The organism is Rahnella sp. PD4, from assembly GCF_049199325.1.
In the GTDB taxonomy this organism is placed as follows: Bacteria; Pseudomonadota; Gammaproteobacteria; order Enterobacterales; family Enterobacteriaceae; genus Rahnella; species Rahnella perminowiae.
In genome coordinates this window covers 217,742-242,759 of the sequence record NZ_JBLZQF010000003.1, presented here as the reverse complement: position 1 = coordinate 242,759, position 25,018 = coordinate 217,742, and the positions used below count along the sequence as shown (strand labels likewise).

Below are 25,018 nucleotides of genomic sequence, written 5' to 3'. Positions count from 1 at the left end.
GCACGACCAGCGTGCCCGGATTTGACTACGTCACTGCTACCGATACCCTAAATAATTCTGGTTGCAGATGCGTTGACGGGTATCAGAAGCGGAATGTAGCCGTTGCGACCACCTGACGATCCGAGCCCCAGTAACAGGCATAATCGCGGTAGCAACTGGCGACATATTCACGATCCAGCAGGTTGTTGATGTTCAGACCAACAGAAGAACCCGGCATACCGAAACGACCCAGATCGTATTTCACCGTGGCATCGACCAGCGTATAGGACGAGACGTTGAATGCCTCATTCTCTCTGGATGCATTCACGCCGTTTGCGGTGTAGAAGCTGGAGCTGGCACCGACATAGCGCACGCCGGAGCCCACTGTCAGACCACTGAGCGCGGTTTCGTGGAAGGTGTAATCCGCCCACAAAGACGCCATATTTGCCGGCACTTCAACAGGACGCTTGCCTTCGAAATTGGTGTCATGCGTGTATTTTGCATCGGTGTAAGTGTAAGACGCCGTGACGTTGATGTTGGCATTCACCGCGGCTTTGGCTTCCAGTTCCACACCGCGCGAACGGATCTCACCGGACTGAACGCTAAAGGCGGCATCAGACGGATTGGCTGTCAGGTTTTTGTCTTTCGTGAGCTGGTATACCGCGGCCGTCAGGCTGACCGGACGATCGTTCGGGATGTATTTGATCCCGGCTTCGTACTGCTTACCCATTGAAGGATCGAAAGGCTGACCTTGCTTGGTCGCGCCTGCCGTTGGCTCAAACGACTCGCTGTAGCTGAAGTATGGAGAAATACCATTGTCGAACAGGTAGTTCAGACCACCACGCCAGGTAAACTGCTGGTCGTTAATCTGCGATGCGCTGTTGGTAGTGCGGGTGTAGGTTGAGCTTTTCGCAAAATCGTAACGGCCACCGACGGTCAGGATCCACTTGTTCCATTCCGCCTGATCCTGCGCGTACAGGCCGGTTTGTTCCTGACGGTTGAGGAGCTTATACGGGAAATAGAGCGAAACATTGCCGTTACCGTATTGCGGATTGGCCAGGTTCAGATTACTTGCGCTGCCGTAATCGGCATTAATGTCATTACGCATACGCATGTAATCGACACCCACCAGCACGGTGTGACCGACATCGCCGGTGCCGAATTTAGCCTGAGCCTGTGTATCGACATCAAAGTTCGCCAGCTTCTCTTTGGACTGAACATAGCTGCGGGTAATGTTACCGTTACCGAGGTAGCCGAAGCCGTAAACCGATTTATATTCCGTATCGAGTTTGGTGTAACGCAGGTTCTGGCGAACCGTCCAGGTATCATCAAACTGATGGGCGAAGCTGTAACCGACCATTTTCTGGTTACGGGACATGCGGTTACCCGCTTCACCTTCGTTGAAGTCTGTCGGTAATTTATGCGCTTTTCCATTGGCGTCGTAATACGGCACCACAGTCCCTTCACGAGGTAACCATCCGTAGAATCCGGCATCCGGATCGTTCTGGAAATTGCTCAGGAAGGTAAAGTCAGTTTTATCATCAGGACGCCATGAGAAAGACGGCGCGATTGAATAGCGTTTCTCTTTTGCCATTTCCTGCTGCGCATCCTGACTGCGCGCCACGCCGGTCAGACGGTAAGAATAGACGCCTGCATCATCGATAGCATCGCTGAAATCAAAACCGGTCTGGAACAGGTTATCGGTACCCATTTTGAACTGCACTTCTTTCAGCGGTTCAGTCGTCGGGCGTTTGCTGACCATGCTGACGACACCGCCAGGGTTGCTCTTACCGTACAAAACGGAAGACGGCCCGCGCAGCACTTCAACGCGCTCCAGCATGTACGGATCCATCGACACTTCGGAATAGTTATCCCCCTGAAGTTTGATGCCATCGAGATACTGGTTAGTGTTGACCGAGGTGAAGCCACGGATGGCCATGGCGTCAATAGTGTTAGAGCTGCCACGACTGGCAAAGACGCCCGGCGTATAGCCCAGCGCCTCTTTCACGGTCCCTGGCTGCTTCATGTCCATTTCTTCGCGGGTGACCACGGAAACAGATTGTGGTGTCTTCACCAGCGGCGTGTCGGTTTTCGTGCCGGTTGCGCTGTGTTTCGCAGCGATAGTGGCCGCCGGCCCCCATGCTGATTCTGGTGCCGCTTCAGCCGTTGCCTGGCTGGTCACGTTGATGGTGTCTTCTTTCGCAGGCGCGGTGGTGGCTGCACCGGCATAAAACGCGGCAGAGCTGAGCGCAGCGGCGATAGTTAAAGCTAGCGTCCGGCGCCTGAATGCGCCTTGTCGGACTGAGGTTGAAAGCGAACGTTGAGAAACCATTGCATAATCTCTGGAGGAGTAATGGGAATGTAAACGATAATTATTATTATAACCGTCGCATATTATGCTCAATGCTTGCGCGGCTGCAAGCCTATTTAATGTATAGATTGCCCGAACGAATAAAAAATATCCCCATGTTAAACAGGGGTAAAAACTCTTATAAATTAAACGGGAATGAATGTGGCGTATTTGCAGAAGATGTAAAACGCGGCGGGTTAATTTGAGTGAGAATAACAAATAAAAAAGGCGCAACTTTCATTGCGCCTTTGAGGTTTATGGAATTAATTCCCTGAGCCGAACATATCCTTGATCCAACCCGCAACACCGTTACTGTCTTTCTTCTCATCCTGCGGCTGTTGCTGCCCGGATTGTTGTTGCTGCTGGATTTGTTGCTGTTGCTGGATCTGTTGCTGTTGTTGCTGAACAGCAGTCACAGACGCCTGGCACATGGCGTCAGGCGAATCGGTCCAGACCGGGATTGAACGCACTGCACCACTTCCGCCCAACAGGCCACCGCTGTTGCCACAGACAAAGTTACCGCTGCCATCAATATTCATCGTACTGATGCCTTCAGGCATTTGCAGATCCAGTGGCTGAGGTGTGCCGTTTTCCAGATAGCGTCCGTAAAGCACCAGCGCACCGGTGGACCCCCACAGTTTGGACGGACCATTGTTATCACGACCTACCCAGGTGATCGCCACCTGGTTACCATCGATGCCGGCAAACCAGCTGTCACGCAGTTCGTTCGAGGTACCGGTTTTCGCTGCCAGATGCAGTTTCGGGAATTTATTCGCCAGGGCGCGTGAGGTCCCTTCCTGCACCACCTGTTGCATGGCATACAACGTCAGATATGCAGCCTGCGGCGGGATCACCCGTACCGCCTGCGGGAAGCTCTGATAGAGCACCGTGCCGTCTTCAGCAATCACCGAGCGCACCGCAGACAGTGGCGCTTTATTGCCGCCGCTGGCTATGGTCTGGTATTCCTGCGCGACTTCCATCGGCGTCAGGGCAATCGCACCCAGCAGCATGGATGGCGTCTGGTTCAGCGATTCTTTCGGGATGCCCAAATCAATCAGCGTTTTGGTGATGTTGTCGAGGCCAACGGCCATCCCCAGATTAACTGTCGGGACGTTCATTGAACGCGCCAGGGCATCCACCAGCAGAACCTGGCCCCGGAACTGATGGTCATCGTTTTTCGGCGACCATGTCTGGCCGTTCGCCAGTTTCAGCGTCAGCGGCTGGTCAGCCAGAATGGTATTCAGACGGTATTTATCCGGCTGAGACAACGCGGTCAGGTAGGTCGCCGGTTTAGCCAGCGAGCCGACCTGACGTCGCGCCTGCATGGCTCGGTTAAAGCCCGCGAACTGCGTTTCCGCGCCGCCGACCATCGCCCGCACCTCACCGGTATAGCGGTCAACCACCACCATCGCCGTCTCGATATCATTCAGACCGCTTTTCTTACGCAGTAACGGAATGCCTTCCTCGACAGCTTTTTCCGCCGCATCCTGAGAAATCGGATCCAGCGTGGTGAAGATTTTCACCCCGGACATGTCCTGAACTTTATCGCCCAGTTTGGCCTGCAGTTCCTGACGCACCATCTGCATAAATGCTGGCTGCGGCGAAATCACCCCGCCTTTCGGCTGCACACCCAGCGGGCGGGCGCTCAGCATGTCATACAGTTCCTGATCGATAACTTTCTGCTCAACCAGTAAACGCAGCACCAGATTACGGCGTTGCAACGCCATCTGCGGGTTACGCCACGGGTTATACAGCGAGGCACCTTTTACCATACCCACCAGCAAGGCCTGCTGATCGAGGCTCAGTTCATTCACCGGACGGCCAAAGTAATACAGGCTCGCCAGCGGGAAACCGCGGATCTGATCGGACCCGCTCTGACCGAGATATACTTCGTTCAGATACAGCTCGAGAATGCGATCCTTGCTGTAATCCGCATCAAGCAGGATGGCCATCACCGCTTCACGCGCTTTACGACTCAGCGAACGTTCGTTGGTCAGGAACAGGTTCTTCACCAGCTGTTGTGTCAGTGTTGAACCGCCCTGCACCGCGTGACCCGCGGTCAGGTTAGCCACCACGGCACGACCAATGGAATAGAAGTTGATACCATCATGCTCGTAGAAATGGCGGTCTTCCGTGGCCAGCAGCGTATCGACCAGCAAATCCGGGAAGCCGGAACGCGGCACGAACAGACGCTGTTCCCCGTTGGCATTCGACGCCTGCAACATGGTGATCAGACGCGGATCAAGGCGAAACAGCCCGAAATCACGCTGGTTATCCAGGTTTTTAATCTCTGAAAGGCTGCTGCCATCAAACATCAGGCGGGCGTTGACCTGCCCTTCTTTCCCTTCCGGGAAATCAAACGGGCGGCGCAGCAAATCAATGTAATTCGCGTGAACCGTAAACTCGCCCGGGCGGGTGATGCGCGTGACTTCGCGATATTGCGTGCCTTCCAGCAATCCGACCATTTCAGCTTTGCTGATTTGCATGTCCGGCTCAAGATTGACCTGACGGCCATACACCGCCGCAGGTAACTGCCAGACTTTGCCGCCATCAATACGGTCATGAATTTGCTTGTTGAGATAAACCGCGTAAATCCCCAGCAAAATCAGGAAGACGACAAACAGTTTGACTAACAACCAGAACAGCCAGCGCTTCTTGCTTTTCTTCCCGCCTTTGTTGGCTTTACGTGGCGGGGCTTTACGACTCATGCGCGACCCCCGTTCTGCTTCGTCATCATCATCCTCATACTCGTCATCGATTTCCTCTTCGTATTCTTCGTAGTCGTCATCCCGGCGGCTACGGCGAACGGGACGAGCCCGCGCAGGCTTGCGCCCGGCAGGTTTACCTTTACGGCCAATCGGCTCGCGATCATCGCCAGACATTAGTCATTCTCCCAACGCGCTGCTGTGTTCGTCATAATGATTCTGCTTAGCTGAGTCATTTTCATTTTTGATTTCAAAAAACACGTTATTTCAAAAGGATAGATTTTCGTGCCTGAAGTTCAGGCAGCAAGGCGCTTACTCTGTGCCCCGCTTTACATTTCGCCCAGAAGAAATGTCTGAAAAAAAGGGGTTCTCTGTACATTTCTTCATGGCGCAGAAGCCTTTTTGGTGCGCCGCGTCGGCAGCGCCTCCGCCGGATTGTCCGGCCACGGATGTTTCGGGTAACGCCCTTTCATTTCTTTCTGCACCTCACGGTACGAACCCTGCCAGAATGCCGCCAGATCGGCGGTGATTTGCAACGGCCGCTGCGCCGGTGACAGCAGTTCCAGCACCACCGCAATACGCCCTTCCGCCAGTTGCGGGCTGCACTGTTCGCCGAACATCTCCTGCATTCTCACCGAGAGTGCCGGGGGCTGGTCTGCATGATAACGGATTGGCAGACGACTGCCAGTCGGTACGGTGTAATGTGTCGGCAACGCGCTGTCCAGACGCTGACGTTGTTGCCAGTCAAGCAACCTTAACAAAGCCTCATGTAAATCAACCTGTTGCAATGATTTTAATGAGCGAACACCCTGTAAAGACGGCTGTAACCAGCGTTCTAAATTGTCGAGCAATGCCTGCTCGTCAACCGCCGGCCAGCCTGCTTCCGGCAGCCATTTTGCGGCGCAGATCAGACGCAGGCGCAATTGCTCCGCAGCCACAGACCAGTTCAGCGCCTGCAAACCTTGTGTGCGGATCCAGCCGATCAGCGCCTGTTGCAGCTCTTCATCGTCCGGCTTTGCCAGCGGATTGGCTTTCAGCACCAGACGCCCGATCTGCCAGCGTCGCCAGGCGCGCAGTGTGCCTTTTTCTTCATCCCATTCCACCGCTGTCTGCTCTTTCACAATTGCGGGCAGGTGCGACGGCAGTTGCGTGATATCCAGAGCCATTGCCAGCAAAATGCGGGCATCCGGGCTGTTGTTACCCTGCAATAACTGCGGGGCAACTAACCACGGCGAACGGGTCAGTCCGTCATCCTGCGGCAAAGACGCGCCCAGCCCGTTCGCCAGTAAATAGCGGCCATCGTCGCCGCGCCGCTGTGCGATACGGTCACTGAACGCCTGCGCCAGTAACCACGGCGCGAGTGCGATATCCGGTTCACCACTTTTCGCGCCGGTGCGCTGCGACAGTTGCTTTGCCCGCCGCTGCCAGTTGCCTTGCGGGCGGCTGAACCAGTAATCCATATCCGGCAATCCGCCGCGTGGCGGTTCTTCGAGCATCGCTGCCAGCAGCGCCGCCGTGGCCAGCGCTTCAGGACTTTGTGCGGCGGCAGAAATCAGCATCGCGGCCAGTCGCGGCTCGCAGCCGAGTTGAGCCATACGTTGCCCGGCAGCGGTGAGCTTGCCTTGTGCATCGGTCGCGCCGAGCTGCTGTAACAGATTTTTTGCGGCAGACAGCGCGGCAGCGGGCGGCGTATCCAGCCACTGTAGCTGTGCCGGATCCTGACAGCCCCACTGCAATAACTCCAGCCAGAAGCTGCTCAGGTCGCTTTGCAGCATTTCGGCTTCCGCCTGCTGACTGGCGCGTTCAGCCTGATCTTTGCTGAATAAATGCCAGCAGAGGCCCGGCGCCAGACGCCCTGCACGACCCGCACGTTGGGTCATCGAGGCCTGGCTGACTCGTTGCGTCACCAGCCGTGTCAGGCCGCTACGCGGGTCAAATTGGGCGCTGCGCTCCAGGCCGCTGTCGACCACCAGACGGATCCCTTCGATGGTCAGACTGGTTTCGGCAATGTTCGTCGCCAGCACCACTTTACGGCGTCCGGCAGGCGAAGGCTGAATGGCTTTTTGCTGCTGTTCTAATGACAGCGCGCCGTACAGCGGACAGAGATCGACATCCTGCGCCAGTCTGCCCGTCAGCAGGTTTTGTACACGGGTGATTTCCGCTACACCCGGCAAAAACAGCAGCATGGAGCCATGATTTTCGCCCATCAGACGGCTGACAACACGCGCCACACCCTCGTCCAGCCGTTCATGCGAAGCCAGGGAAAGATACTGGCGATCCACCGGGAAACTGCGGCCTGCGGATTCAATCACCGGCGCATCCGGCAGCAAATCCGATAAACGCAGGTTGTCGAGCGTAGCCGACATTATCAGGATCTTTAAATCGTCGCGCAGGGCATTTTGCACATCGAGTAACAATGCCAGCGCCAGGTCGGCCTGCAAACTGCGCTCATGAAATTCATCGAGGATCACCATCGACACACCGGTCAGTTCGGGATCAGCCTGTACCCTGCGGGTGAGAATACCTTCGGTCACCACTTCAAGGCGGGTCGCCGCGCTGGTTTTGCTTTCAGCACGCATGCTATATCCCACCGTCTGCCCCGGCGTTTCGCCCAGTTGCTGTGCCAGGCGAAAGGCGACGTTTTTCGCCGCCAGACGGCGCGGTTCAAGCAACAGGATCTTGCCCGGCAGGTTAGCCTGTTTCAGCAACTGCAACGGCAGCCAGGTCGATTTACCGGCGCCGGTCGGAGCCAGCAGCAGGATTTGCGGCGCCTGTTGCAAAGCGGCTAAAAACGGTTCGAGTACGGCGCTGACCGGCAAAGAAGTCAATGAATTCTCCATGAGAGTTAACTTTAAACGGCGGGCATTGTAGCATTTAGCCCCACATCCGGCATGTTGCCGTGATTTGTCTTCACAGGAAACACTATGTCTGCCGAACGCCGCCTGTTTTTCGCCTTATCATTGCCCGCAAAAATGCAAAAGCAGGTAATTGCGTGGCGTGCGGACAACTTCCCGCCAGAAACCGGCCGCCCCGTCGCTGCCGCCAGCCTGCACATTACGCTGGCATTTTTAGGCGAAATCAGTGATCTGAAAGCCCGGGCGCTGACCAGTGTTGCCGGGCGTATTCAGGCGCAAAAATTCAGCCTGCAACTGGATGATATCGGCCACTGGCCGGGGTCCGGCGTGGTGTGGATCGGCACAAAGCGCGCACCGAATGCGCTGTTGCAACTGGCCTCCGTATTGCGATCACACGCAGCACGCAACGGGTGTTATCAGAGTACCCTGCCGTTTCATCCCCATGTGTCGCTGTATCGCAGCGCGCCCCGTCCGGTCGCTATTCCTCCGGCCACGCCCGGCTGGCAACTGGACGCTACCGGATTCAGTTTGTACGAATCCCTGTTTGAACGGGGACGCACCCGTTACCACAGCCTGCAAACCTGGCCGCTGTGCGATACGCAGGAAAGCTGATCTTTTTTAGCACTCTCTTTCACAAGAGCCATTCACACGGAAACTTTCATGGACTTCGAGCCTGCGCTTCAATCTGCCACGCTGATCAAACGTTACAAACGGTTTCTCGCCGACGTGATTACGCCAGACGGCACGGAACTGACCTTACATTGCGCCAACACCGGCGCGATGACCGGTTGTGCAACACCCGGCGACACCGTCTGGTATTCCACTTCGGACAATCTCAAACGCAAATATCCGCACAGCTGGGAACTGACCGAAACCCAACAAAAACACTGGATTTGCGTGAATACGCTGCGGGCCAATCAGCTGGTACGCGAAGCGATCAATGAACAGCGAATACCGGAATTATCCGGTTACAGTAAATTAATGACCGAAGTAAAATACGGCGCCGAAAACAGCCGTATAGACTTGATGTTACAGGCAGAAAATCAACCTGACTGCTATATTGAAGTGAAATCTGTCACGTTGTTGCAGGAGGGGCTGGGATTCTTCCCCGATGCAGTCACACTGCGCGGTCAGAAGCATTTACGCGAGTTACAGTCAATGGCAGAGCAAGGGCAGCGGGCAGTACTTTTCTTCGCTGTTTTACATTCAGGTATTGAAAGCGTATCCGCTGCACACCATATTGATCCGCGTTATACCGATTTACTGAAGTATGTACAAAACAAGGGTGTTGAAGTGATGTGCTACGGTGCTGAACTTTCTGCTGAGGGTATCCGCCTCACAAAAAGAGTACCGCTGCTGACACTGTCAATCAGTGAACATAAAACGTTCGGATAACCCTGTAATACCCTGTCGGCGGCATAAAAAACCGGTCGCGAATACGCTTTTCCTCACAGGCTTGTCAAGCACCTGCGAGGAATAATTGCCAACCTCGTTGCCTTCTGTTATTTATAGCGGCCTGATTTTTTCCCCCGTTGGGGATCGAAATGTTCGAAGCCTGCACATTGCGGCCATGCCGGAATGTGAAAAGTGGATGAACATAGTGCGTGTTATGTAGGAGAAGCATCATGCAAGAAGGCCAAACCCGTAAGACGTCGTCCTTGAGCATTCTCGCTATCGCTGGGGTGCAGCCGTATCAAGAGAAGCCGGGCGAAGAGTATATGAACGACGCTCAGCTGGCTCACTTCAAAAAGATTCTTGAAGCATGGCGCAATCAGCTCAGGGATGAAGTCGATCGTACCGTTTCACACATGCAGGACGAAGCCGCAAACTTCCCTGATCCGGTTGACCGTGCCGCTCAGGAAGAAGAATTCAGCCTCGAACTGCGCAACCGCGACCGTGAACGTAAGCTGATCAAAAAGATTGAAAAAACACTGAAAAAAGTGGAAGACGAGGATTTCGGTTATTGCGATTCCTGTGGCGTTGAGATTGGCATCCGCCGTCTTGAAGCCCGTCCTACCGCTGATTTGTGTATCGACTGTAAGACTCTGGCAGAAATCCGCGAAAAGCAGATGGCTGGCTAAGTCCGGGTTCCACGCGGTGCGTCATGCACCGCGTTCCCTTTTAACGCTGTCCCCCATTCTTATGCCGCGAAAAAAATACACAGGCCGTTTCGCCCCTTCACCTTCCGGTGACCTCCATTTTGGTTCCCTGATCGCCGCTCTTGGCAGCTATCTGCATGCCCGCTCGCAAAATGGCACCTGGTTAGTGCGCATCGATGATATCGATCCGCCGCGTGAGATTCCCGGCTCTGCTGACCGTATCCTGAGAACGCTGGAACGTTACGGGCTGGAATGGGAGGGTGAAGTGGTCTGGCAGTCAAAACGTCACCGCGCTTACCGCGAAGTACTGGACGGGCTGTACCATCAGCAAAAAAGTTATTACTGTAGCTGCACCCGCCAGCGTATTGCGCAGATCGGTGGCACCTATGACGGCCACTGCCGTGACCTGAAACTCAGCCCGGAAAATGCTGCCATCCGCCTGCATCAGACATTGCCGGTGTACGGTTTCGACGATGACCTTCAGGGGCATTTGCAGGCCAGCCATCAACTGGCCGAAGAAGATTTTATTATCCGCCGCCGCGACGGGCTGTTTGCCTATAATCTTGCGGTAGTGGTCGATGACCATTTTCAGGGCGTGAATCACATTGTACGCGGTGCGGATCTGATTGAACCGACCGTGCGCCAGATTTCGCTGTACCGGCATCTGGGTTATCCGCAACCGGGATATCTGCATTTGCCGCTGGCGGTGAATGAAGATGGCGATAAGCTTTCCAAGCAGAATCACGCTCCGGCGCTGCCTGCGGGCGATCCGCGACCGGTTATCATTAAAGCGCTGAAATTTTTAGGACAAACGCTGCCGGAAAACTGGCAGGATTATCCTTTGCCTTTATTATTACGCTGGGCGACAACACACTGGACGCCATCAGCGATACCGCGCCGGAACGCTAATGCGCAGCAGATGTGACTTCGGCATTCTCAAAGCGCCTGTCGTGAGCTATGATTAGCCGCTGTTTTTGCGTCACGCCCATTTTTTTCAGTCACTATCGAGGTGTACCATTTTTACCCGAGTAGCCAATTTTTGCCGTAAGGTGCTAGTTCGTGAAGATAAAGTCGTTCGTGAAGAAAAGGCTGTTCATGACGAAGCCGCGCTTCATGCAGAACCTCATCGCGAGGAGACTTCCCGTCGTGATCCGTCTCCTGTGGCTGAAGGCAATGTGAAGGCAAAAAACCCCGAACGCCGTGACAACGAGCAACGCCGTGAAAATCGCGGCCGCCGGGAAGACAACGCGAACAGAGGCGAACGCCGCAATAACAACAACCGGCGTTCTTCGTCATCTTATCCGCCTCGTGGCGAACGCAGCGATACCCGTGGTGATCGTCATAACGACCCGCGCAGCGACCGCAATGAACAGCGAGCCCCGCGTCCTTCTGCCGAACACGTACAGAAACCGCGCCCCTCATTCGATTACGCGGGTGAAACCCGTGCGATGACGATTATCCCCCGCGATGAGCACAACATTTCTCGTCGTGATATCAGCGAAAACGCCCTGAAAGTTTTATACCGTCTGAACAAGTCTGGCTTTGAAGCCTTCCTGGTTGGCGGCGGTGTGCGTGATTTATTGCTGGATAAAAAACCTAAAGATTTCGACATCACCACCAACGCTACGCCGGATCAGGTACGCAAGCTGTTCCGCAACTGCCGTCTGGTGGGGCGTCGTTTCCGTCTGGCTCATGTCATGTTTGGCCCGGAAATCATCGAAGTGGCGACCTTCCGTGGTCACCACGAACAGTATGAAGAGACTGACGATAAAAACGTCTCCCAGCAGGCCGTTAATGGCATGCTGCTACGCGACAATATTTTTGGCACCATTGAAGATGATGCCCAGCGCCGTGACTTCACCATTAACAGCCTGTATTACGGTGTTGCAGACTTCACGGTCCGCGATTACACCGGCGGCCTGCGCGACCTGGAAAATGGTATCATCCGTCTGATCGGTGATCCTGAAACCCGTTATCGCGAAGATCCGGTGCGGATGCTGCGTGCGGTACGTTTCGCGGCCAAACTGGACATGAAAATCAGCCCGGAAACGGCCGGACCGATCCCCCGTCTGGCGACGCTGCTACAGGAAATTCCGCCCGCACGTCTGTTTGAAGAATCACTAAAGCTGTTGCAGGCCGGTTACGGCTTAGAGACGTATAAAAAGCTTTGCGAATACCAGCTCTTCCAGCCCTTGTTCCCGCTGATTGCCCGCCAGTTTACTGAGCAGGGTGACAGCCCGATGGAACATATTCTGCTCCAGGTGCTGAAAAATACCGACCACCGTCTGCATAACGATCAGCGCGTCAATCCGGCGTTCCTGTTTGCCGCAATGCTGTGGTATCCGGTGATTGAACATGCGCAGAAGCTGGCGCAGGAAGGCGGGCTGACCTACTACGACGCCTTCGCACTGGCCATGAACGATGTGCTTGATGAGCAATGCCGTACGCTGGCCATTCCGAAACGTATTACCACACTGGTGCGTGATATCTGGGCGCTGCAATTGCGCCTGTCACGCCGTCAGGGTAAACGTGCGCACAAGCTGATGGAACATCCTAAATTCCGCGCGGCGTATGATTTACTGGTACTGCGCGCGGAAGTGGAACAGCACCGCGAATTGCAGAGTCTGGCGCAATGGTGGGGTGAGTTCCAGGAAGCCACTCCGGCCTCCCAGAAGAGCATGCTCGGTACGCTGGGTGACGACGCGGCACCGGCCCGCCGTGCACGTCCGCGCCGTCCGCGTAAACGGGTTCCGCGCAAGGATGGCGGTCAGTGATCCGCGTTTACCTGGCTCTGGGCAGTAATCTTGCCCGTCCGCTTGACCAGGTAAACTGCGCGCTGGAGGCGCTGGCACATCTGCCGCGCACCCGCTTTGTGGCTGCATCCCCGTTTTACCGCAGTAAACCACTGGGGCCGCAAGATCAGCCTGATTATCTGAATGCTGTGGTGGCGCTTGACACGCTGCTGCCGCCGGAACAGTTGCTCGATTGCACACAAGGGATCGAGCAAAATCAGGGACGCGTTCGTAAAGCTGAACGCTGGGGGCCACGTACGTTAGATCTTGATATGCTGTTGTATGGCGATCAGGTGATCAACACAGAACGATTAACGGTGCCGCATTACGACATGAAAAACCGCGAATTCATGCTGTACCCGCTGGCCGATCTGGCACCGGAACTGGTATTCCCTGACGGCGAGACCTTGCACAGTCTGCTCGCACGCGTGCCGCTTAACGGCCTGACGCGGTGGTAATTCCTTCAGTGACTGACCCGCACTTCCAGTCCGCCTTCTGCTTTATTGTGATATACAACGTTCAGATGATGTAACTGCGCGATCCTTTGTATGATCGAAATTCCCAATCCGCTGCCAGTCTGTTCCTGTCCCGGTGGCCGGTAAAAACGTTCCCCCAGCCGCGACAGGTGTTCGGTACTGATGCCCGGCCCCTGATCCTCTACCGTGAATCCCCGCGCATCGAGCCGCACCGTGACGCAGGTCCCGGCGGCAGAATAACGAATGGCATTATCCAGCAGATTACGCACCATCAGCGAAAGCAGCAGTGACTGACCACGCATAACGGGTGCCGTCCCCTGCTCCTCAAACCGTAATTCAATGCCTTTACTGTGCGCGCGGTAATCCTGCTCTGCCAGACTTTGTGCGATCAGCATCGGCCAGTCGATGGGCTCCAGCTCTTCAGGTGCGGAAAAGCTTTCCAGCCGGGAAAGCGTCAGCAACTGATCCACCAGCCGCGTGGCGCGATCGATACTGGTAATCAGGTTTTCCAGCGCATGTTCACGCATCCGGGCATCATCGCCGGAAAGCTGTACAACTTCCGTTTGCACACGTAAGGCCGCCAGCGGACTGCGCAGCTCATGAGCGGCATCAGACGTAAACCGCCGTTCGCGCACCAGCATTTGACGGGTGCGGTCAAACAGGGAATTGAGCGCATTTGCCAGCGGCAGAACCTCACCGGGTAACTGATGCGTCCCGATAGGTGTGGCATCTTCCGGTGAGCGCTGCCGCAGACCTTCCGCGACCCGTCGCAGCGGCCGCAGCTCCAGCGTCACCATAATTATCAGCGCCAGCAATAACACAGGTAAAGAGGCCAGCCAGGGCGTCAGCTGGCCGCTCACCAGGCTCCACGCCATATCATTGCGATAATCCTGCTCCTGCCCGACAGCCACGCGATATTGCCCGTCCGGCGAGGTCAGCCAGACCATACGCCAGGCATCGCTGTTCCCTCTGAGTTCAACATCATTAAACCCCTGCGTGTCACCGTCAAAACGGATGTGTTTGCCATTCTCACCATCATTGAGCAACATTTGCCCGTGACGATTGAAGATAGCAAATGTCAGCGCGTCATCATCGGTATGGCCCCGTGAGCCTTTGCGTACCATTTTTTTGGTGTCCGGCAGCTCAGTGTCTTTTTGCCGATTAAGGCGGTCGCCTAAGCCGGTGGCTGCCAGACGTTTGGCAAACAGCATCTGCTGGGTATCGAAAACTTCATTGATATGTTTGCGGGTCTGATGCCACGCCACGCCGCTGGCAATCAGCCAGGTCAGCAGTGCCAGCATGGAAAAAAGCAGAATAAGGCGCAGTCGCAGACTGAGATTCTGCAACTTTTTCAGTTTATCCAGCCGCCTCACGCCTCCCCTCCCTCACCCGGTTTTACCTCATCGCCGAGCGTGTATCCCACACCATGCACGGTGCGAATAAAACCTTTGCCGAGTTTGCTGCGCAGATGGTGAATATGCACTTCCACTGCGTTGCTGCTGACCTCGTCATCCCAGTTGTAAAGCTTTTCCTGGATAAGTGTACGTGCCAATACCCGGCCTTTGTTGTTAAGGAACAATTCCAGCACGGCCACCTCACGCGGCGTCAGCGTCACGGTTTCTCCGTTGAGCTTCACACTGCGAGCTGCGGGATCAAATTCCACCGCGCCATGGGTGACCTTCGGCGTTATTACGCCGTGGCGACGGCGGATCAGCGCCTGTAACCGGGCTGCGACCTCCACCAGCGCAAATGGCTTACACAGATAATCATCAGCACCGGCCTGCAATCCGCTGACGCGCTCTTCCAGCGCATCACGCGCAGTGAGGATCAGCACTGGCGTATCCCGGCCAGCCTTTCGCCACTCGCGCAAAAGCTGCATACCGTCCATACCCGGCAGGCTTAAATCGAGGATCACGGCATCGTAAGGCGCACTGTCGAGCGCAGCCCTGCCGGTCAGCCCGTCGGTAAACCAGTCGAGCGTAAAACCCAGTTTCGCCAGCCCGGCTTTGATGCCGTCGCCGATCATTTTGTCGTCTTCAACTAACAGAATTCGCATGGTTCCCTCCGTTTTTGCCATTATAGCCGGTGCTTCTTAATCACTTCTTAAGGCACCGGTCAACCGGCTATCTGCCGAACTTGCTGTCTGACTTTCGGCTCATACAGTAGAATACCGGCATCATATTTATCCGATGAATTATTCAAAGGAACGTGTTCATGAAACCAACCACGCTGAGCCAGCTTCGCCAATGGAAGCAGGAAAAACATAAATTTGCGACCATTACTGCGTATGACGCCAGTTTCGCACAGCTGTTTGCTGAACAGGGCATCTCTGTCATGCTGATCGGCGACTCGCTGGGTATGGTCGTTCAGGGCCAGGATTCCACGCTGCCGGTCACCGTAGAAGACATTGCTTATCACACCCGCTGCGTACGTCGTGGTGCACCTCATGCGTTATTACTGGCTGACCTGCCATTCATGAGTTATGCCACGCCGGAACAGGCCTTTGAGAGCGCAGCAGTGCTGATGCGCGCGGGCGGTAACATGGTTAAACTGGAAGGTGGCAGCTGGCTGTGTGATACGGTCAGAATGCTGACCGAACGCGCCGTGCCTGTCTGTGGGCATCTGGGGCTGACGCCACAATCGGTCAATATTTTTGGCGGCTATAAAGTACAGGGGCGCGATGAAGTGGCTGCGAACCAGCTGATCAAAGATGCGATGATGCTGGAAGAAGCCGGTGCGCAGTTGCTGGTACTCGAATGTGTGCCGGTTGACCTGGCGCGGCGCGTCACCGAAGAACTGAGCATCCCGGTGATCGGCATTGGTGCGGGTAATGTGACCGACGGACAGATTCTGGTGATGCATGACGCCTTCGGTATCACCGGTGGTCACACACCGAAATTCGCCAAAGATTTCCTCAGCGAAGCGGGCGATATTCGTGGCGCGGTACGTTTGTATGTCGACCAGGTCACGCAGGGCGTGTATCCGGGTGAAGAACATTCCTTTAAATAATCGGGAGAAGGCTGGTGTTGATAATTGACAGCGTGGCGCTGCTGCGTCGCGAAATCCGCGAGTTCCGCAAGAATAATAAACGTATCGCGCTGGTGCCGACTATGGGCAATCTGCACGAAGGTCACATGACGCTGGTGGAAGAAGCCAAAGCCCGTGGTGATGTGGTCGTGGTCAGTATTTTCGTCAACCCGATGCAGTTTGAGCGTCCGGATGACCTTGAACGTTATCCGCGAACCTTGCAGGAAGACTGCGAAAAGCTCAATAAACGCGGCGTGGATCTGGTATTTGCACCGTCACCGGCGGAAGTGTATCCGAAAGGGCTGGCAAGGCAGACCCAGGTCGACGTGCCGGTGATCTCCACCATTCTGGAAGGCGCGAGCCGTCCGGGGCATTTCCGTGGCGTTTCAACCATCGTCAGCAAACTGTTTAATCTGGTGCAGCCGCAGGTGGCTTGTTTCGGACAGAAAGACTTCCAGCAACTGGCGCTGCTGCGCACCATGGCGGAAGACATGGGCTACGATATTGAGATAGTGGGCGTGCCGATTGTGCGCGCTAAAGACGGTCTGGCTCTGAGTTCACGCAATGGCTACCTGACCAATGAGGAACGTAAAATCGCGCCCCAGCTGTTTAAAATTATGAACATGCTGGCGGAACGGCTGAGCCAGGGTGAACGCCATACTGATGAAATGTTACAGGAAACAGCGCAGCAGCTTCGCGAAGCGGGTTTCACGCCGGATGAACTGTTTATCCGTGATGCGAAAACCTTGCAGGAGTTATCTGTCGACAGCACCTCTGCCGTGATCCTGATGGCGGCCTGGCTCGGTAAAGCGCGACTGATTGATAACCAGGAGGTTGATCTGACGCAGTAGACAGCGCAGGTCAAATCGGCAACTATGTTGGCCGCCGGATGTCCCGGACTGTGAGTCCGTCTGCACGGCGGATCCCCAGACTCTTTACGCACGAAGGTACACACGCAATGGTACGTACAATGCTGCAAGGCAAACTGCACCGGGTTCACGTAACCCAGGCTGATTTGCATTACGAAGGTTCCTGCGCCATCGATCAGGATTTTCTCGATGCCTCAGGCATTCTGGAATATGAAGCGATTGATATTTATAACGTTGATAACGGTCAGCGTTTCTCGACATACGCCATCGCGGCAGAGCGCGGTTCACGGATTATTTCGGTCAACGGCGCGGCAGCGCGTTGTGCCTGTGTCGGCGATCTGCTGATCATCTGTTCTTACGTGCAGATGTCAGATGAACAGGCCCGCCAGCACCAGCCGAAAGTGGCCTATTTCGAAGGTGAAAACCAGCTGAAACGCACCGCCAAAGCCGTGCCGGTTCAACTGGCCTGATAAAACGCCTTTCCCTTGAAAGAGGGGAAGGCCGGGAGGGGGTTTAGCAGACAACTTCAGATTCAGATATGGTCATTAATACCCCACCCCAACCCTCCCCTTCACCGGGGAGGGAGCACAGAAAAATCAACTACGTAAACCTCTGCCGCGTTCGATCAAGTACCACGCCAGCAAGTAAAACACCGCAATAAATGCCACCAGCACGCTCATGGTAAACACCAGCGGCACATCAGAAATCCCCAGGAAACCGTAGCGGAATCCGCTGATCATATAAACGATCGGGTTCAGCTTGGAAATCGCCTGCCAGATGGGTGGCAGCAGGGAAAGAGAGTAGAACACGCCCCCCAGATAGGTCAGCGGCGTCAACACAAAGGTCGGGATCAGGCTGATATCGTCAAACGTTGTCGCAAACACGGCGTTCAGCAAACCGCCCAGTGAGAACAGGATTGCAGTCAGCAATAATGTCAGTGCGATGATCCACCAGGAGTGGATCACCAGCGGGACGAAGAACAGCGAGATCGCCGTCACCAGGATCCCCACGCAGATCCCACGCGCCACGCCGCCGCCCACATAACCGGCAATCACCACGTGCGTTGGCACCGGTGCCACCAGCAATTCTTCAATATTGCGCTGGAATTTGGCGCTGAAGAATGACGAGGCCACGTTGGCATAGGAGTTAGTGATCACCGCCATCATGATAAGCCCCGGCACGATAAACTGCATGTAGGTGAAACCATGCATGTTGCCAATCTGTGAGCCGATCAGATTACCAAAGATGATGAAATATAAGGTCATCGTGATGACCGGTGGAACCAGCGTTTGGATCCAGATGCGACCAAAGCGGTTGATCTCTTTCATCCAGATACTTTTCAGTGCCACCCAATACAATTGCGACATTATTTCTTTTCCTCGCTGCCGTTCACCAGCGTGACAAACAGCTCTTCCAGACGGTTCGCCTTGTTACGCATACTCAATACCTGCACGCCCTGCTTGCTTAGCTGGCTGAACAGGGCGTTCAGTCCCTGCTCACGCATGACTTCCACTTCCAGTGTTGACGTGTCTGTCAGTTTACTGCGATACCCTTCCAGCACCGGCAGCGGGCTTTTCGACCCTAAATCCAGAATGAAGGTTTCGGATTTCAGCTTCGAGAGCAGTTCCTTCATGCTGGTGTTTTCCACCAGCTGACCGCCCTGAATTATGCCGATATTACGGCACAACATTTCCGCTTCTTCCAGATAGTGCGTGGTCAGAATAATGGTCGTGCCCTGTGCGTTCAGCTCTTTCAGGAAGCCCCACATTGAGCGACGCAACTCAATATCCACACCCGCCGTTGGCTCATCGAGGATCAAAAGTTTAGGCTCGTGCATCAGCGCACGGGCGATCATCAGACGGCGTTTCATCCCGCCGGACAACATGCGCGAACGCTCATTGCGTTTGCCCCAGAGATCCAGCTGCGTCAGGTATTTTTCTGCACGCTCAAGCGCCAGCGGGCGCGGCACGCCGTAATAACCGGCCTGATTGACCACCACCTGCATGACCGTTTCAAACGGGTTGAAGTTAAATTCCTGCGGCACCAGCCCGAGCTGACGCTTGGCGTTAACGATATCTTTATCGATGTCATAGCCAAACACCTGCACTTTGCCGGCAGTCTTGTTGACCAGTGAACTGATGATACCAATGGTGGTGGATTTACCCGCACCGTTCGGCCCAAGCAGGGCATAAAAATCGCCAGCTTCGACGCGCAGATCGATTCCACGCAAAGCCTGTACACCACCGGCGTAAGTTTTGGTTAACTTTTCCAGTTCCAATGCATAATTCATAAAGGGAGCGTACCTTCTTGTGAAAACCCTGTTGTAAGAATGAGTAAATGGAGATGCCGAATCAGCTTGAAAAGTCGGGGCATTGCCCTATATTACCCCATCGCAGTTAGCTCGCTACAGGCTATTAACCTCCATGAACGACATAGAAAGACTTATCGCTAATAACGCAGCCTGGTCCAAAACCATGATCGACGAAGATCCTGGTTTCTTTGAGCGGCTCTCCGAATCGCAAAAACCCCGTTTCCTGTGGATTGGCTGTTCTGACAGCCGCGTCCCCGCCGAGCGCCTGACCGGCCTTGAACCGGGTGAACTGTTCGTTCACCGCAACGTCGCCAATCTGGTCATACATACTGACCTTAACTGCCTGTCCGTTGTGCAATATGCTATCGACGTGCTGGAAGTTGAACACGTGATTATCTGCGGTCACTACGGCTGTGGCGGTGTACAGGCGGCGGTTGAAAACCCTGAACTGGGTTTGATTAATAACTGGCTGTTGCATATCCGGGACATCTGGTACAAACATAGCTCACTGCTGGGCGAACTGTCGCCGGAAAAGCGACTCGATAAGTTATGCGAGCTGAACGTGGTTGAGCAGGTTTACAACCTCGGCCACTCCACCGTAATGCAATCAGCCTGGAAACGTGGCCAGAAAGTCACGCTGCACGGCTGGGTTTACGGCATTCAGGACGGACGTCTGCGCAACCTCCAGGTAGACGCCACCAGCCGCGAAACGCTGGAACAGCGCTACCGTCAGGGCGTCTCCGCCCTGCTCAACGGCGACCCGCAATAACAAGCCGCCCTACTCTACAGAAATTCAAAAAACAAAAGGCACAAAAATGTGCCTTTTTTGTCATTTATTTTTCCTGTACTTTCAACGCAATCACGATAAATCAACGAGTTATATGCGGTGTAAGCAGCTACAAACCCTATAAAGATGCTCAGGTTTGGACACTATGTGGACACTCCAGCCCCGCTTTACCGTTGTTGCCTTAACGCCCTTCGCCAATCTCAAAGACTTAAATTTTGTAATAGCCAGGCTATCAATTTGGAAAGAACACGGGTCATCCATCAGGTTGCAGATGAATTCCAGTTTGGCTTTGTCGAGCTTGCCGTATTTCACGTTCTGCCCGTGACAGAGCCACCACAGTTCTATCAGCTCGGACAGACACTGCCGCCGTGAGGGCGATTGTGGCGCGTATACGGGAAGAAACACCGAAGGTGAGTAAGTTACAGCGAAGTTTTGACCCAACAAAAGCCCGGGATGTTGCTCCATCGGCAAGACTGACTGCTGAGGAACGGGCGCGATTGCCTGAAATTGAGCGAGAATTGATGAAATGCAAAATCGCTGCTGCGCGCTGGGAGTTGGAGGCATTAAGCCGCGGGGCTACGTTGAAAATAGGTGATACAGAATTACATTTCGGAATGGTTGAGGATTGTCCGGAGTTTAGCTAAAAGAAACGCCCTGGTGGGCGTTGTATTCTAATTGCTGATGATCTTAGTCTGATGATCTTAAATGTCGCCGGATATAAATGCGACAAAGCAGAATTACCAGAATAGATACTAAGCCGGAGATAATTAGTGAGGCATCGACATAAAGGTCTAGCGTTCCCTCTATGTCATGTACTCCCCAAAATTGAGCGAAACCTTCTATCTGTTCACCTGTAACATAGCTGTCAATCACTTGGGTAAAGATGATCATAAGTATGCAGAACGCCACAAGGTAGCCCAATGCGGCAAAAAAATACTTAATCCACTTCATCCGAGTGTAACCCTGATCGTACCGTGTGCCTTGAGCGAAGACCCAGGTACACCGATCATTGAGGTACCCAGCAATGCAGTCCGAAGATAATCAAAATCGGATTGTGATGTCATGGTAATACAGCCCCTCACTGAGCCCCTGTGGTCCGATTGGATGAAGCCGGAAACTTCCACGTTTAACTCCTTCAATAAAAGTTTCATCGTTTATCTTTCCGTCATCGCGATAGAGCCCAAACCATGTTTCTCTGTCAGTGCCGTAACCATATTTAAGGACAGCATTTCGTATGCCGCCTAAGCGCCCCCAAGATACGCGACTGACAATAAAGTAACGCCCTGTAGGAAGTGGTCCCAGATCAGCGATATTAGTTAATGTCGGGTTATTTCGCCCCACTAACTGGCCTGAGAAGGCAGGGAAATTGCCGACACCAGCACAACTCAGAATTGATGTTTCCATCCCATTTAATACATAGCTACAGGTGATAGCCATTTAAGCGGTCACTCTCTCATTCCAGGCGTCGGCAAAAATTACGTTACCGTCACAATATTTCCATGTGATTTTTTCATAGCGAAGCTCAACACTTTCGTTGTGGTTATGCTTTTCGAAGGCTGGGTTTTTGATATGGTGCATTGTTGGACAGATTGATACAATTTTAACGCCTTCGAGATACATGTTGAAGTACTCAACTTCCTGGCCTGCATCGTTGATTTTGTACCATTTAAACTCGGCAGATTGGAGAGTTTGACCGGTGGCGGTTGCTTTGTAGAGATAAGGGCTAGAGCTGTCGAATTCTTTCTCAAAACCTAATGCCGCATGTATACGCGTGCCGGTGATCTTGCCTGTAGCCCCGTCAGTTGGAAGATGCAGAGAGTGTCCAAAACCTTGAATCTCAATTGAACCTTCACGTCCATTCACATCGACAGAACCTTTGATATCTGCCCCGCCGTCATCCTTCAACCATAAATACGCTGGTATAGCCATTGTTAACAACTCCTTATGTTTTGTAGGGAAAACATATACCCAAAAACCACTTGAACAATATGGACTTTTACCGCAAGGCAGGGTTTTTCCATTTTGCAGGCGAAGTATTCAGATGGCAGATAATTGCCATGCATAACATTCAGAAATATATGGAAATCGTATCAGAAAAAACTTAATCAACAGGGAGCAGGTCATCATGAATGATCTGCTCCTGATTGCGGCCAAAAGTCTAATTTATTCAACAAAGCCAGGAATGGTGCTAAAAGCTTGTATCCAGCCATAGGAATAATTGAAAAAATTGAATACATAGGGAATTATTAGTAATGAGATGTATTATTTAGATTAATTTCGTAAAAAAAGATTCAAATAAATTCTGTTCTTAAGGTTTTTCTAAGGTTATTCATGCACAGTTAGCATCATGAGTAATACGGACTCTCATAATTGACGTTAAAATTTCATGGGAAGCGAAAATTTCGACATATTTATAAAAAAACCTTTATGAATGCTAAGTATTTTTAAATTTCATATCTTTTTAATACATTGACAATTCTAAGGACTTATTATCTGCATGAGATTAAAATTTCGAGAGTGTAAATGGAAGAGTTTTTAATAAAAGCAAATCGTTTTCTTTATAGAAACCCTGAAAATGTAATTATAAATTCATTAACAGGGGGTGATATGAAAATCATTGAGTATAATGATGGTGGCTATACCTATAGAAATTACTTTACGGAGGGGAGGAGTATTTACGGGCAAGTAATCATTTCATTTAAAAAATTCCCCATATGGGTTATGCAGTATCAAGGTGGTGCAACCAATGATAGAATTGATGAAAGAACTATTCGCAAAATGAAAGTTTTATCAATGAAAAATCAAGGGCTTGCAGATGAACTCTATCCTATCAGAGGGCCCCGAGAAAATGAATCTTCGGGTTTCGTTTATTCCAATACTCTTTTTGGTTCTATCCAAAAATTCCAGGGGCAAGAAACAATACAATTTAATGATGAAACATATTACAATTTAATTTTATCAGGAGGAATGTTAGTATAATCGCCCCCTTCAATAAGGTTAGGCTATATTACTTCTGACAACAATCTGGCATGTTACAGGGGAAATAAATATTCAAAGGAACAGTTACTGGATATACCTAGCGTAACTGCCTAATCGAGGCTCACTGGATGAGCCAATGTCCGAGCTTTTAGCATATCTTCACCGGCTCGAATACAATATTCTTCCTCGCTTGCTACAGCCACCACACCCATATTTAAACGAGTATTTTTTCTGATTCTGTGTTGACCTCAGAAATGGATGAATTCTATTTTTTACTTTGATGAAGTTCCACTCTGTTGCTCGGTTCGTTCCTGTGTGAAAAAGCAGACTACCCGCCCTTTTTTAAAACCTTCCTATGAGGCAAAAGTATCCTAAGAGAAAAAGCGAGCGGCTTTGTTGAATAAATCAGATTTAGATAACAAATCCCCTGTCAGCCACTTCCTAAAACAATCGGTACACTTTCTGGCATACCCACACGCGTCACTTTTGTTCAATACAGGATCATGGAAGTAGGCGCTGAGATGGTCATGTGTAAGTATCCCTGCAATCCGCGCCATTCTCTTTTAGAGATGTTCCGGCATACTGATTATGTTCCCTGAGGAGGCCACCATGCATAAAATCCGCCTCACCGGGTATCAGACCATTTCCATTCTGAAATCTGTAAAAGCCGGGCGCACCGTCAAAGACATCTGCAGCAAGGCCATATTTCGCCTTCACGTTATTACAGCCGGAAGGCGAAATATGGCGGGATGCATCGGTGATATCCAGGTGCTGACAGAGATGGCCGAACGTTATCCGCGCTACGGCTTTAAGAAGTTTTGCAAGGTGCTTCACAGGCAGGGGCATGTCTGGAAATACAAACGCATACACCGGATTTACTGTCTGCTGAAACTGATGCGCGTCTCTCCGGTACTGTACAAACCTGTAGATGTCTGACTCTACGCCCCGCATTTGCACCACTTGTATCTGTCAGAAAAACTCATCATAAATAAAACCCTGAGTAATTATTACAAAACAAAAATTTCATAAAGCGCCTTCACTAGGAAACCTCTTAGTTACAATTTATATTTAAAAACTCATTATCATGTTAGAACAAGGGTTATATCTAAAATTTTAAAATAAGAAAAATCTTGGCCAGAAAAGTCATCACCAAAAACGAACAAAACCCTTACATATTCACTTAAGGTTGGTAAAAAATCCCCTTGCAAATTTCAAAAGAAGTTATGTAAAGTACAATTGAATTAAAGAGTAGCAATTAGAATAATTAAAATAAAATAATATTTAGCAATAATTCATACACAGCAAAAGTTAGTTCGAGAGGTTTACGTGAAAAGCAATCCTATTGATGAGCATGCCATATGCGGGTTTTGTGAGAGTAAATTAGAGAAAAACAGTACCCTATGTCCTTATTGTGGTGCTGAAATAATCATGGCCTATATTGATAGACCTACGAGGAAATTAATTCTATATTTGCGAATCATCCTGATTTCTCTTTCCGCTCTTTTAGTTCTGTTACTCTACCAAATCTATAATCTTGTTAATCTTTCTGTCATTTTAGCGATACCTTTATTTTTACTCGCCTGGGTTATACCATGGTTATTTTTCAGGATAAAAAATAGGGATAATTTCATTTGGAGGAAAAAGAACCCTCTGATTTAGTTTAAAATATTTTTTGTAATGTAAGTGAATTCCACCCCTGGGTTTATGGAGGGTACTGCATGCAGTACCCGCAAGGATGTTTTACATTGAAGGAGAATGTCGATATGGTCAATGCATGGTTACTGAAATA

Annotated in this window: 22 protein-coding genes and 1 pseudogene; 13 read left to right on the top strand and 10 right to left on the bottom strand. The window is 52.2% G+C overall.

Annotated elements, in window-relative coordinates:
- Nucleotides 1-82: 82 nt before the first annotated feature.
- The 3 genes from fhuA to hrpB all read right to left on the bottom strand — a co-directional run bounded on the left by fhuA (nt 83) and on the right by hrpB (nt 7,874).
- Entirely contained in the window at nt 83-2,311 is a 2,229-nt protein-coding gene (gene fhuA, locus ACOZIO_RS09985) for a ferrichrome porin FhuA (protein WP_421595237.1), read from the bottom strand.
- A 281-nt stretch (nt 2,312-2,592) separates the two neighbouring features.
- Nucleotides 2,593-5,211: a bifunctional glycosyl transferase/transpeptidase gene (mrcB, locus tag ACOZIO_RS09980; protein WP_129953134.1), complete on the bottom strand. Its 2,619-nt coding sequence runs from the start codon at nt 5,209-5,211 to the stop codon at nt 2,593-2,595.
- Nucleotides 5,212-5,417: 206 nt separating this feature from the next.
- The gene (gene hrpB, locus ACOZIO_RS09975; RefSeq protein ID WP_421595236.1) at nt 5,418-7,874 is read right to left on the bottom strand and encodes an ATP-dependent helicase HrpB; all 2,457 of its coding nucleotides are present in this window, start codon (nt 7,872-7,874) and stop codon (nt 5,418-5,420) included.
- Nucleotides 7,875-7,958: 84 nt separating this feature from the next.
- Between hrpB and thpR the strand changes: the two genes are divergently transcribed.
- The 6 genes from thpR to folK all read left to right on the top strand — a co-directional run bounded on the left by thpR (nt 7,959) and on the right by folK (nt 13,238).
- Nucleotides 7,959-8,501, top strand: coding sequence for an RNA 2',3'-cyclic phosphodiesterase (gene thpR / locus ACOZIO_RS09970; RefSeq protein ID WP_421595235.1), 543 nt, complete (start codon nt 7,959-7,961; stop codon nt 8,499-8,501).
- Nucleotides 8,502-8,549: 48 nt separating this feature from the next.
- Entirely contained in the window at nt 8,550-9,284 is a 735-nt protein-coding gene (sfsA, locus tag ACOZIO_RS09965) for a DNA/RNA nuclease SfsA (protein ID WP_129953136.1), read from the top strand.
- Between the two features lie 230 nt (nt 9,285-9,514).
- Entirely contained in the window at nt 9,515-9,970 is a 456-nt protein-coding gene (gene dksA, locus ACOZIO_RS09960) for an RNA polymerase-binding protein DksA (protein WP_013576943.1), read from the top strand.
- A gap of 61 nt (nt 9,971-10,031) precedes the next feature.
- Nucleotides 10,032-10,913, top strand: a complete 882-nt coding sequence (gluQRS, locus tag ACOZIO_RS09955; RefSeq protein ID WP_217139485.1) for a tRNA glutamyl-Q(34) synthetase GluQRS — start codon at nt 10,032-10,034, stop codon at nt 10,911-10,913.
- Between the two features lie 523 nt (nt 10,914-11,436).
- Nucleotides 11,437-12,762 (top strand): polynucleotide adenylyltransferase PcnB, encoded by a 1,326-nt coding sequence (pcnB, locus tag ACOZIO_RS09950; protein WP_205951588.1) that lies wholly within the window; start codon nt 11,437-11,439, stop codon nt 12,760-12,762.
- A complete protein-coding gene (gene folK / locus ACOZIO_RS09945) occupies nt 12,759-13,238 on the top strand; it encodes a 2-amino-4-hydroxy-6-hydroxymethyldihydropteridine diphosphokinase (protein WP_129953139.1) in 480 nt (159 codons plus the stop codon). The genes pcnB and folK overlap by 4 nt, the downstream gene beginning before the upstream one ends.
- A gap of 5 nt (nt 13,239-13,243) precedes the next feature.
- Here the strand turns inward: folK and qseC are convergent, their stop codons facing one another.
- Nucleotides 13,244-14,602, bottom strand: coding sequence for a quorum sensing histidine kinase QseC (gene qseC, locus ACOZIO_RS09940; RefSeq protein ID WP_205952657.1), 1,359 nt, complete (start codon nt 14,600-14,602; stop codon nt 13,244-13,246).
- 23 nt (nt 14,603-14,625) lie between these two features.
- Nucleotides 14,626-15,312 carry a quorum sensing response regulator transcription factor QseB gene (qseB, locus tag ACOZIO_RS09935; protein ID WP_129953141.1) on the bottom strand — a complete coding sequence of 229 codons (687 nt, stop codon included), beginning with the start codon at nt 15,310-15,312 and terminating at the stop codon, nt 14,626-14,628.
- 158 nt (nt 15,313-15,470) lie between these two features.
- Between qseB and panB the strand changes: the two genes are divergently transcribed.
- The 3 genes from panB to panD all read left to right on the top strand — a co-directional run bounded on the left by panB (nt 15,471) and on the right by panD (nt 17,622).
- Nucleotides 15,471-16,265 carry a 3-methyl-2-oxobutanoate hydroxymethyltransferase gene (gene panB / locus ACOZIO_RS09930; protein ID WP_129953142.1) on the top strand — a complete coding sequence of 265 codons (795 nt, stop codon included), beginning with the start codon at nt 15,471-15,473 and terminating at the stop codon, nt 16,263-16,265.
- 14 nt (nt 16,266-16,279) lie between these two features.
- The gene (panC, locus tag ACOZIO_RS09925; protein ID WP_129953143.1) at nt 16,280-17,134 is read left to right on the top strand and encodes a pantoate--beta-alanine ligase; all 855 of its coding nucleotides are present in this window, start codon (nt 16,280-16,282) and stop codon (nt 17,132-17,134) included.
- Between the two features lie 107 nt (nt 17,135-17,241).
- Complete coding sequence (gene panD / locus ACOZIO_RS09920) at nt 17,242-17,622, top strand: aspartate 1-decarboxylase (protein WP_129953144.1); 381 nt, start codon at nt 17,242-17,244, stop codon at nt 17,620-17,622.
- 126 nt (nt 17,623-17,748) lie between these two features.
- Here panD and ACOZIO_RS09915 read toward each other — a convergent pair whose 3' ends face one another.
- The gene (locus ACOZIO_RS09915) at nt 17,749-18,519 is read right to left on the bottom strand and encodes an ABC transporter permease (protein WP_129953145.1); all 771 of its coding nucleotides are present in this window, start codon (nt 18,517-18,519) and stop codon (nt 17,749-17,751) included.
- On the bottom strand, nt 18,519-19,442 hold the full coding sequence (locus tag ACOZIO_RS09910) for an ABC transporter ATP-binding protein (protein ID WP_129953146.1): 924 nt from the start codon (nt 19,440-19,442) through the stop codon (nt 18,519-18,521). Before ACOZIO_RS09910 ends, ACOZIO_RS09915 begins: the two co-directional genes overlap by 1 nt.
- Before the next feature lie 133 nt (nt 19,443-19,575).
- Here ACOZIO_RS09910 and can point away from each other — a divergent pair, with 133 nt between their 5' ends.
- Nucleotides 19,576-20,232 carry a carbonate dehydratase gene (can, locus tag ACOZIO_RS09905; RefSeq protein WP_129953147.1) on the top strand — a complete coding sequence of 219 codons (657 nt, stop codon included), beginning with the start codon at nt 19,576-19,578 and terminating at the stop codon, nt 20,230-20,232.
- A gap of 108 nt (nt 20,233-20,340) precedes the next feature.
- Here the strand turns inward: can and ACOZIO_RS09900 are convergent, their stop codons facing one another.
- Nucleotides 20,341-20,715, bottom strand: coding sequence for a phage integrase (locus tag ACOZIO_RS09900; protein ID WP_421595293.1), 375 nt, complete (start codon nt 20,713-20,715; stop codon nt 20,341-20,343).
- Between ACOZIO_RS09900 and ACOZIO_RS09895 the strand changes: the two genes are divergently transcribed.
- On the top strand, nt 20,661-20,894 hold the full coding sequence (locus tag ACOZIO_RS09895) for a hypothetical protein (protein ID WP_421595297.1): 234 nt from the start codon (nt 20,661-20,663) through the stop codon (nt 20,892-20,894). The two genes, ACOZIO_RS09900 and ACOZIO_RS09895, sit on opposite strands and share 55 nt — an antisense overlap.
- A 397-nt stretch (nt 20,895-21,291) precedes the next feature.
- Here the strand turns inward: ACOZIO_RS09895 and ACOZIO_RS09890 are convergent, their stop codons facing one another.
- Nucleotides 21,292-21,687: a DUF2778 domain-containing protein gene (locus ACOZIO_RS09890; RefSeq protein WP_421595234.1), complete on the bottom strand. Its 396-nt coding sequence runs from the start codon at nt 21,685-21,687 to the stop codon at nt 21,292-21,294.
- Entirely contained in the window at nt 21,688-22,179 is a 492-nt protein-coding gene (locus ACOZIO_RS09885) for an Hcp family type VI secretion system effector (RefSeq protein ID WP_047607110.1), read from the bottom strand.
- A gap of 594 nt (nt 22,180-22,773) precedes the next feature.
- Between ACOZIO_RS09885 and ACOZIO_RS09880 the strand changes: the two genes are divergently transcribed.
- Together ACOZIO_RS09880 and ACOZIO_RS09875 are read left to right on the top strand one after the other, a co-directional pair.
- Nucleotides 22,774-23,229: a DUF5680 domain-containing protein gene (locus tag ACOZIO_RS09880; RefSeq protein WP_129953149.1), complete on the top strand. Its 456-nt coding sequence runs from the start codon at nt 22,774-22,776 to the stop codon at nt 23,227-23,229.
- A gap of 609 nt (nt 23,230-23,838) precedes the next feature.
- Nucleotides 23,839-24,123: pseudogene (locus tag ACOZIO_RS09875) on the top strand (transposase); the annotation flags it as partial.
- Nucleotides 24,124-25,018 lie beyond the last annotated feature (895 nt).

Excerpts from the sequence above, each read along its gene's own strand:
- hrpB (WP_421595236.1), bottom strand. The coding sequence starts at position 7,874 with ATGGAGAATTCATTGACTTCTTTGCCGGTCAGCGCCGTACTCGAACCG.
- panB (WP_129953142.1), top strand. The coding sequence starts at position 15,471 with ATGAAACCAACCACGCTGAGCCAGCTTCGCCAATGGAAGCAGGAAAAA.
- can (WP_129953147.1), top strand. The coding sequence starts at position 19,576 with ATGAACGACATAGAAAGACTTATCGCTAATAACGCAGCCTGGTCCAAA.
- qseB (WP_129953141.1), bottom strand. The coding sequence starts at position 15,312 with ATGCGAATTCTGTTAGTTGAAGACGACAAAATGATCGGCGACGGCATC.
- ACOZIO_RS09880 (WP_129953149.1), top strand. The coding sequence starts at position 22,774 with ATGGAAGAGTTTTTAATAAAAGCAAATCGTTTTCTTTATAGAAACCCT.
- ACOZIO_RS09910 (WP_129953146.1), bottom strand. The coding sequence starts at position 19,442 with ATGAATTATGCATTGGAACTGGAAAAGTTAACCAAAACTTACGCCGGT.
- ACOZIO_RS09915 (WP_129953145.1), bottom strand. The coding sequence starts at position 18,519 with ATGTCGCAATTGTATTGGGTGGCACTGAAAAGTATCTGGATGAAAGAG.
- ACOZIO_RS09890 (WP_421595234.1), bottom strand. The coding sequence starts at position 21,687 with ATGGCTATCACCTGTAGCTATGTATTAAATGGGATGGAAACATCAATT.
- sfsA (WP_129953136.1), top strand. The coding sequence starts at position 8,550 with ATGGACTTCGAGCCTGCGCTTCAATCTGCCACGCTGATCAAACGTTAC.
- pcnB (WP_205951588.1), top strand. The coding sequence starts at position 11,437 with ATGACGATTATCCCCCGCGATGAGCACAACATTTCTCGTCGTGATATC.
- fhuA (WP_421595237.1), bottom strand. The coding sequence starts at position 2,311 with ATGGTTTCTCAACGTTCGCTTTCAACCTCAGTCCGACAAGGCGCATTC.
- dksA (WP_013576943.1), top strand. The coding sequence starts at position 9,515 with ATGCAAGAAGGCCAAACCCGTAAGACGTCGTCCTTGAGCATTCTCGCT.
- mrcB (WP_129953134.1), bottom strand. The coding sequence starts at position 5,211 with ATGTCTGGCGATGATCGCGAGCCGATTGGCCGTAAAGGTAAACCTGCC.
- thpR (WP_421595235.1), top strand. The coding sequence starts at position 7,959 with ATGTCTGCCGAACGCCGCCTGTTTTTCGCCTTATCATTGCCCGCAAAA.
- ACOZIO_RS09885 (WP_047607110.1), bottom strand. The coding sequence starts at position 22,179 with ATGGCTATACCAGCGTATTTATGGTTGAAGGATGACGGCGGGGCAGAT.
- ACOZIO_RS09900 (WP_421595293.1), bottom strand. The coding sequence starts at position 20,715 with ATGGAGCAACATCCCGGGCTTTTGTTGGGTCAAAACTTCGCTGTAACT.
- panD (WP_129953144.1), top strand. The coding sequence starts at position 17,242 with ATGGTACGTACAATGCTGCAAGGCAAACTGCACCGGGTTCACGTAACC.
- gluQRS (WP_217139485.1), top strand. The coding sequence starts at position 10,032 with ATGCCGCGAAAAAAATACACAGGCCGTTTCGCCCCTTCACCTTCCGGT.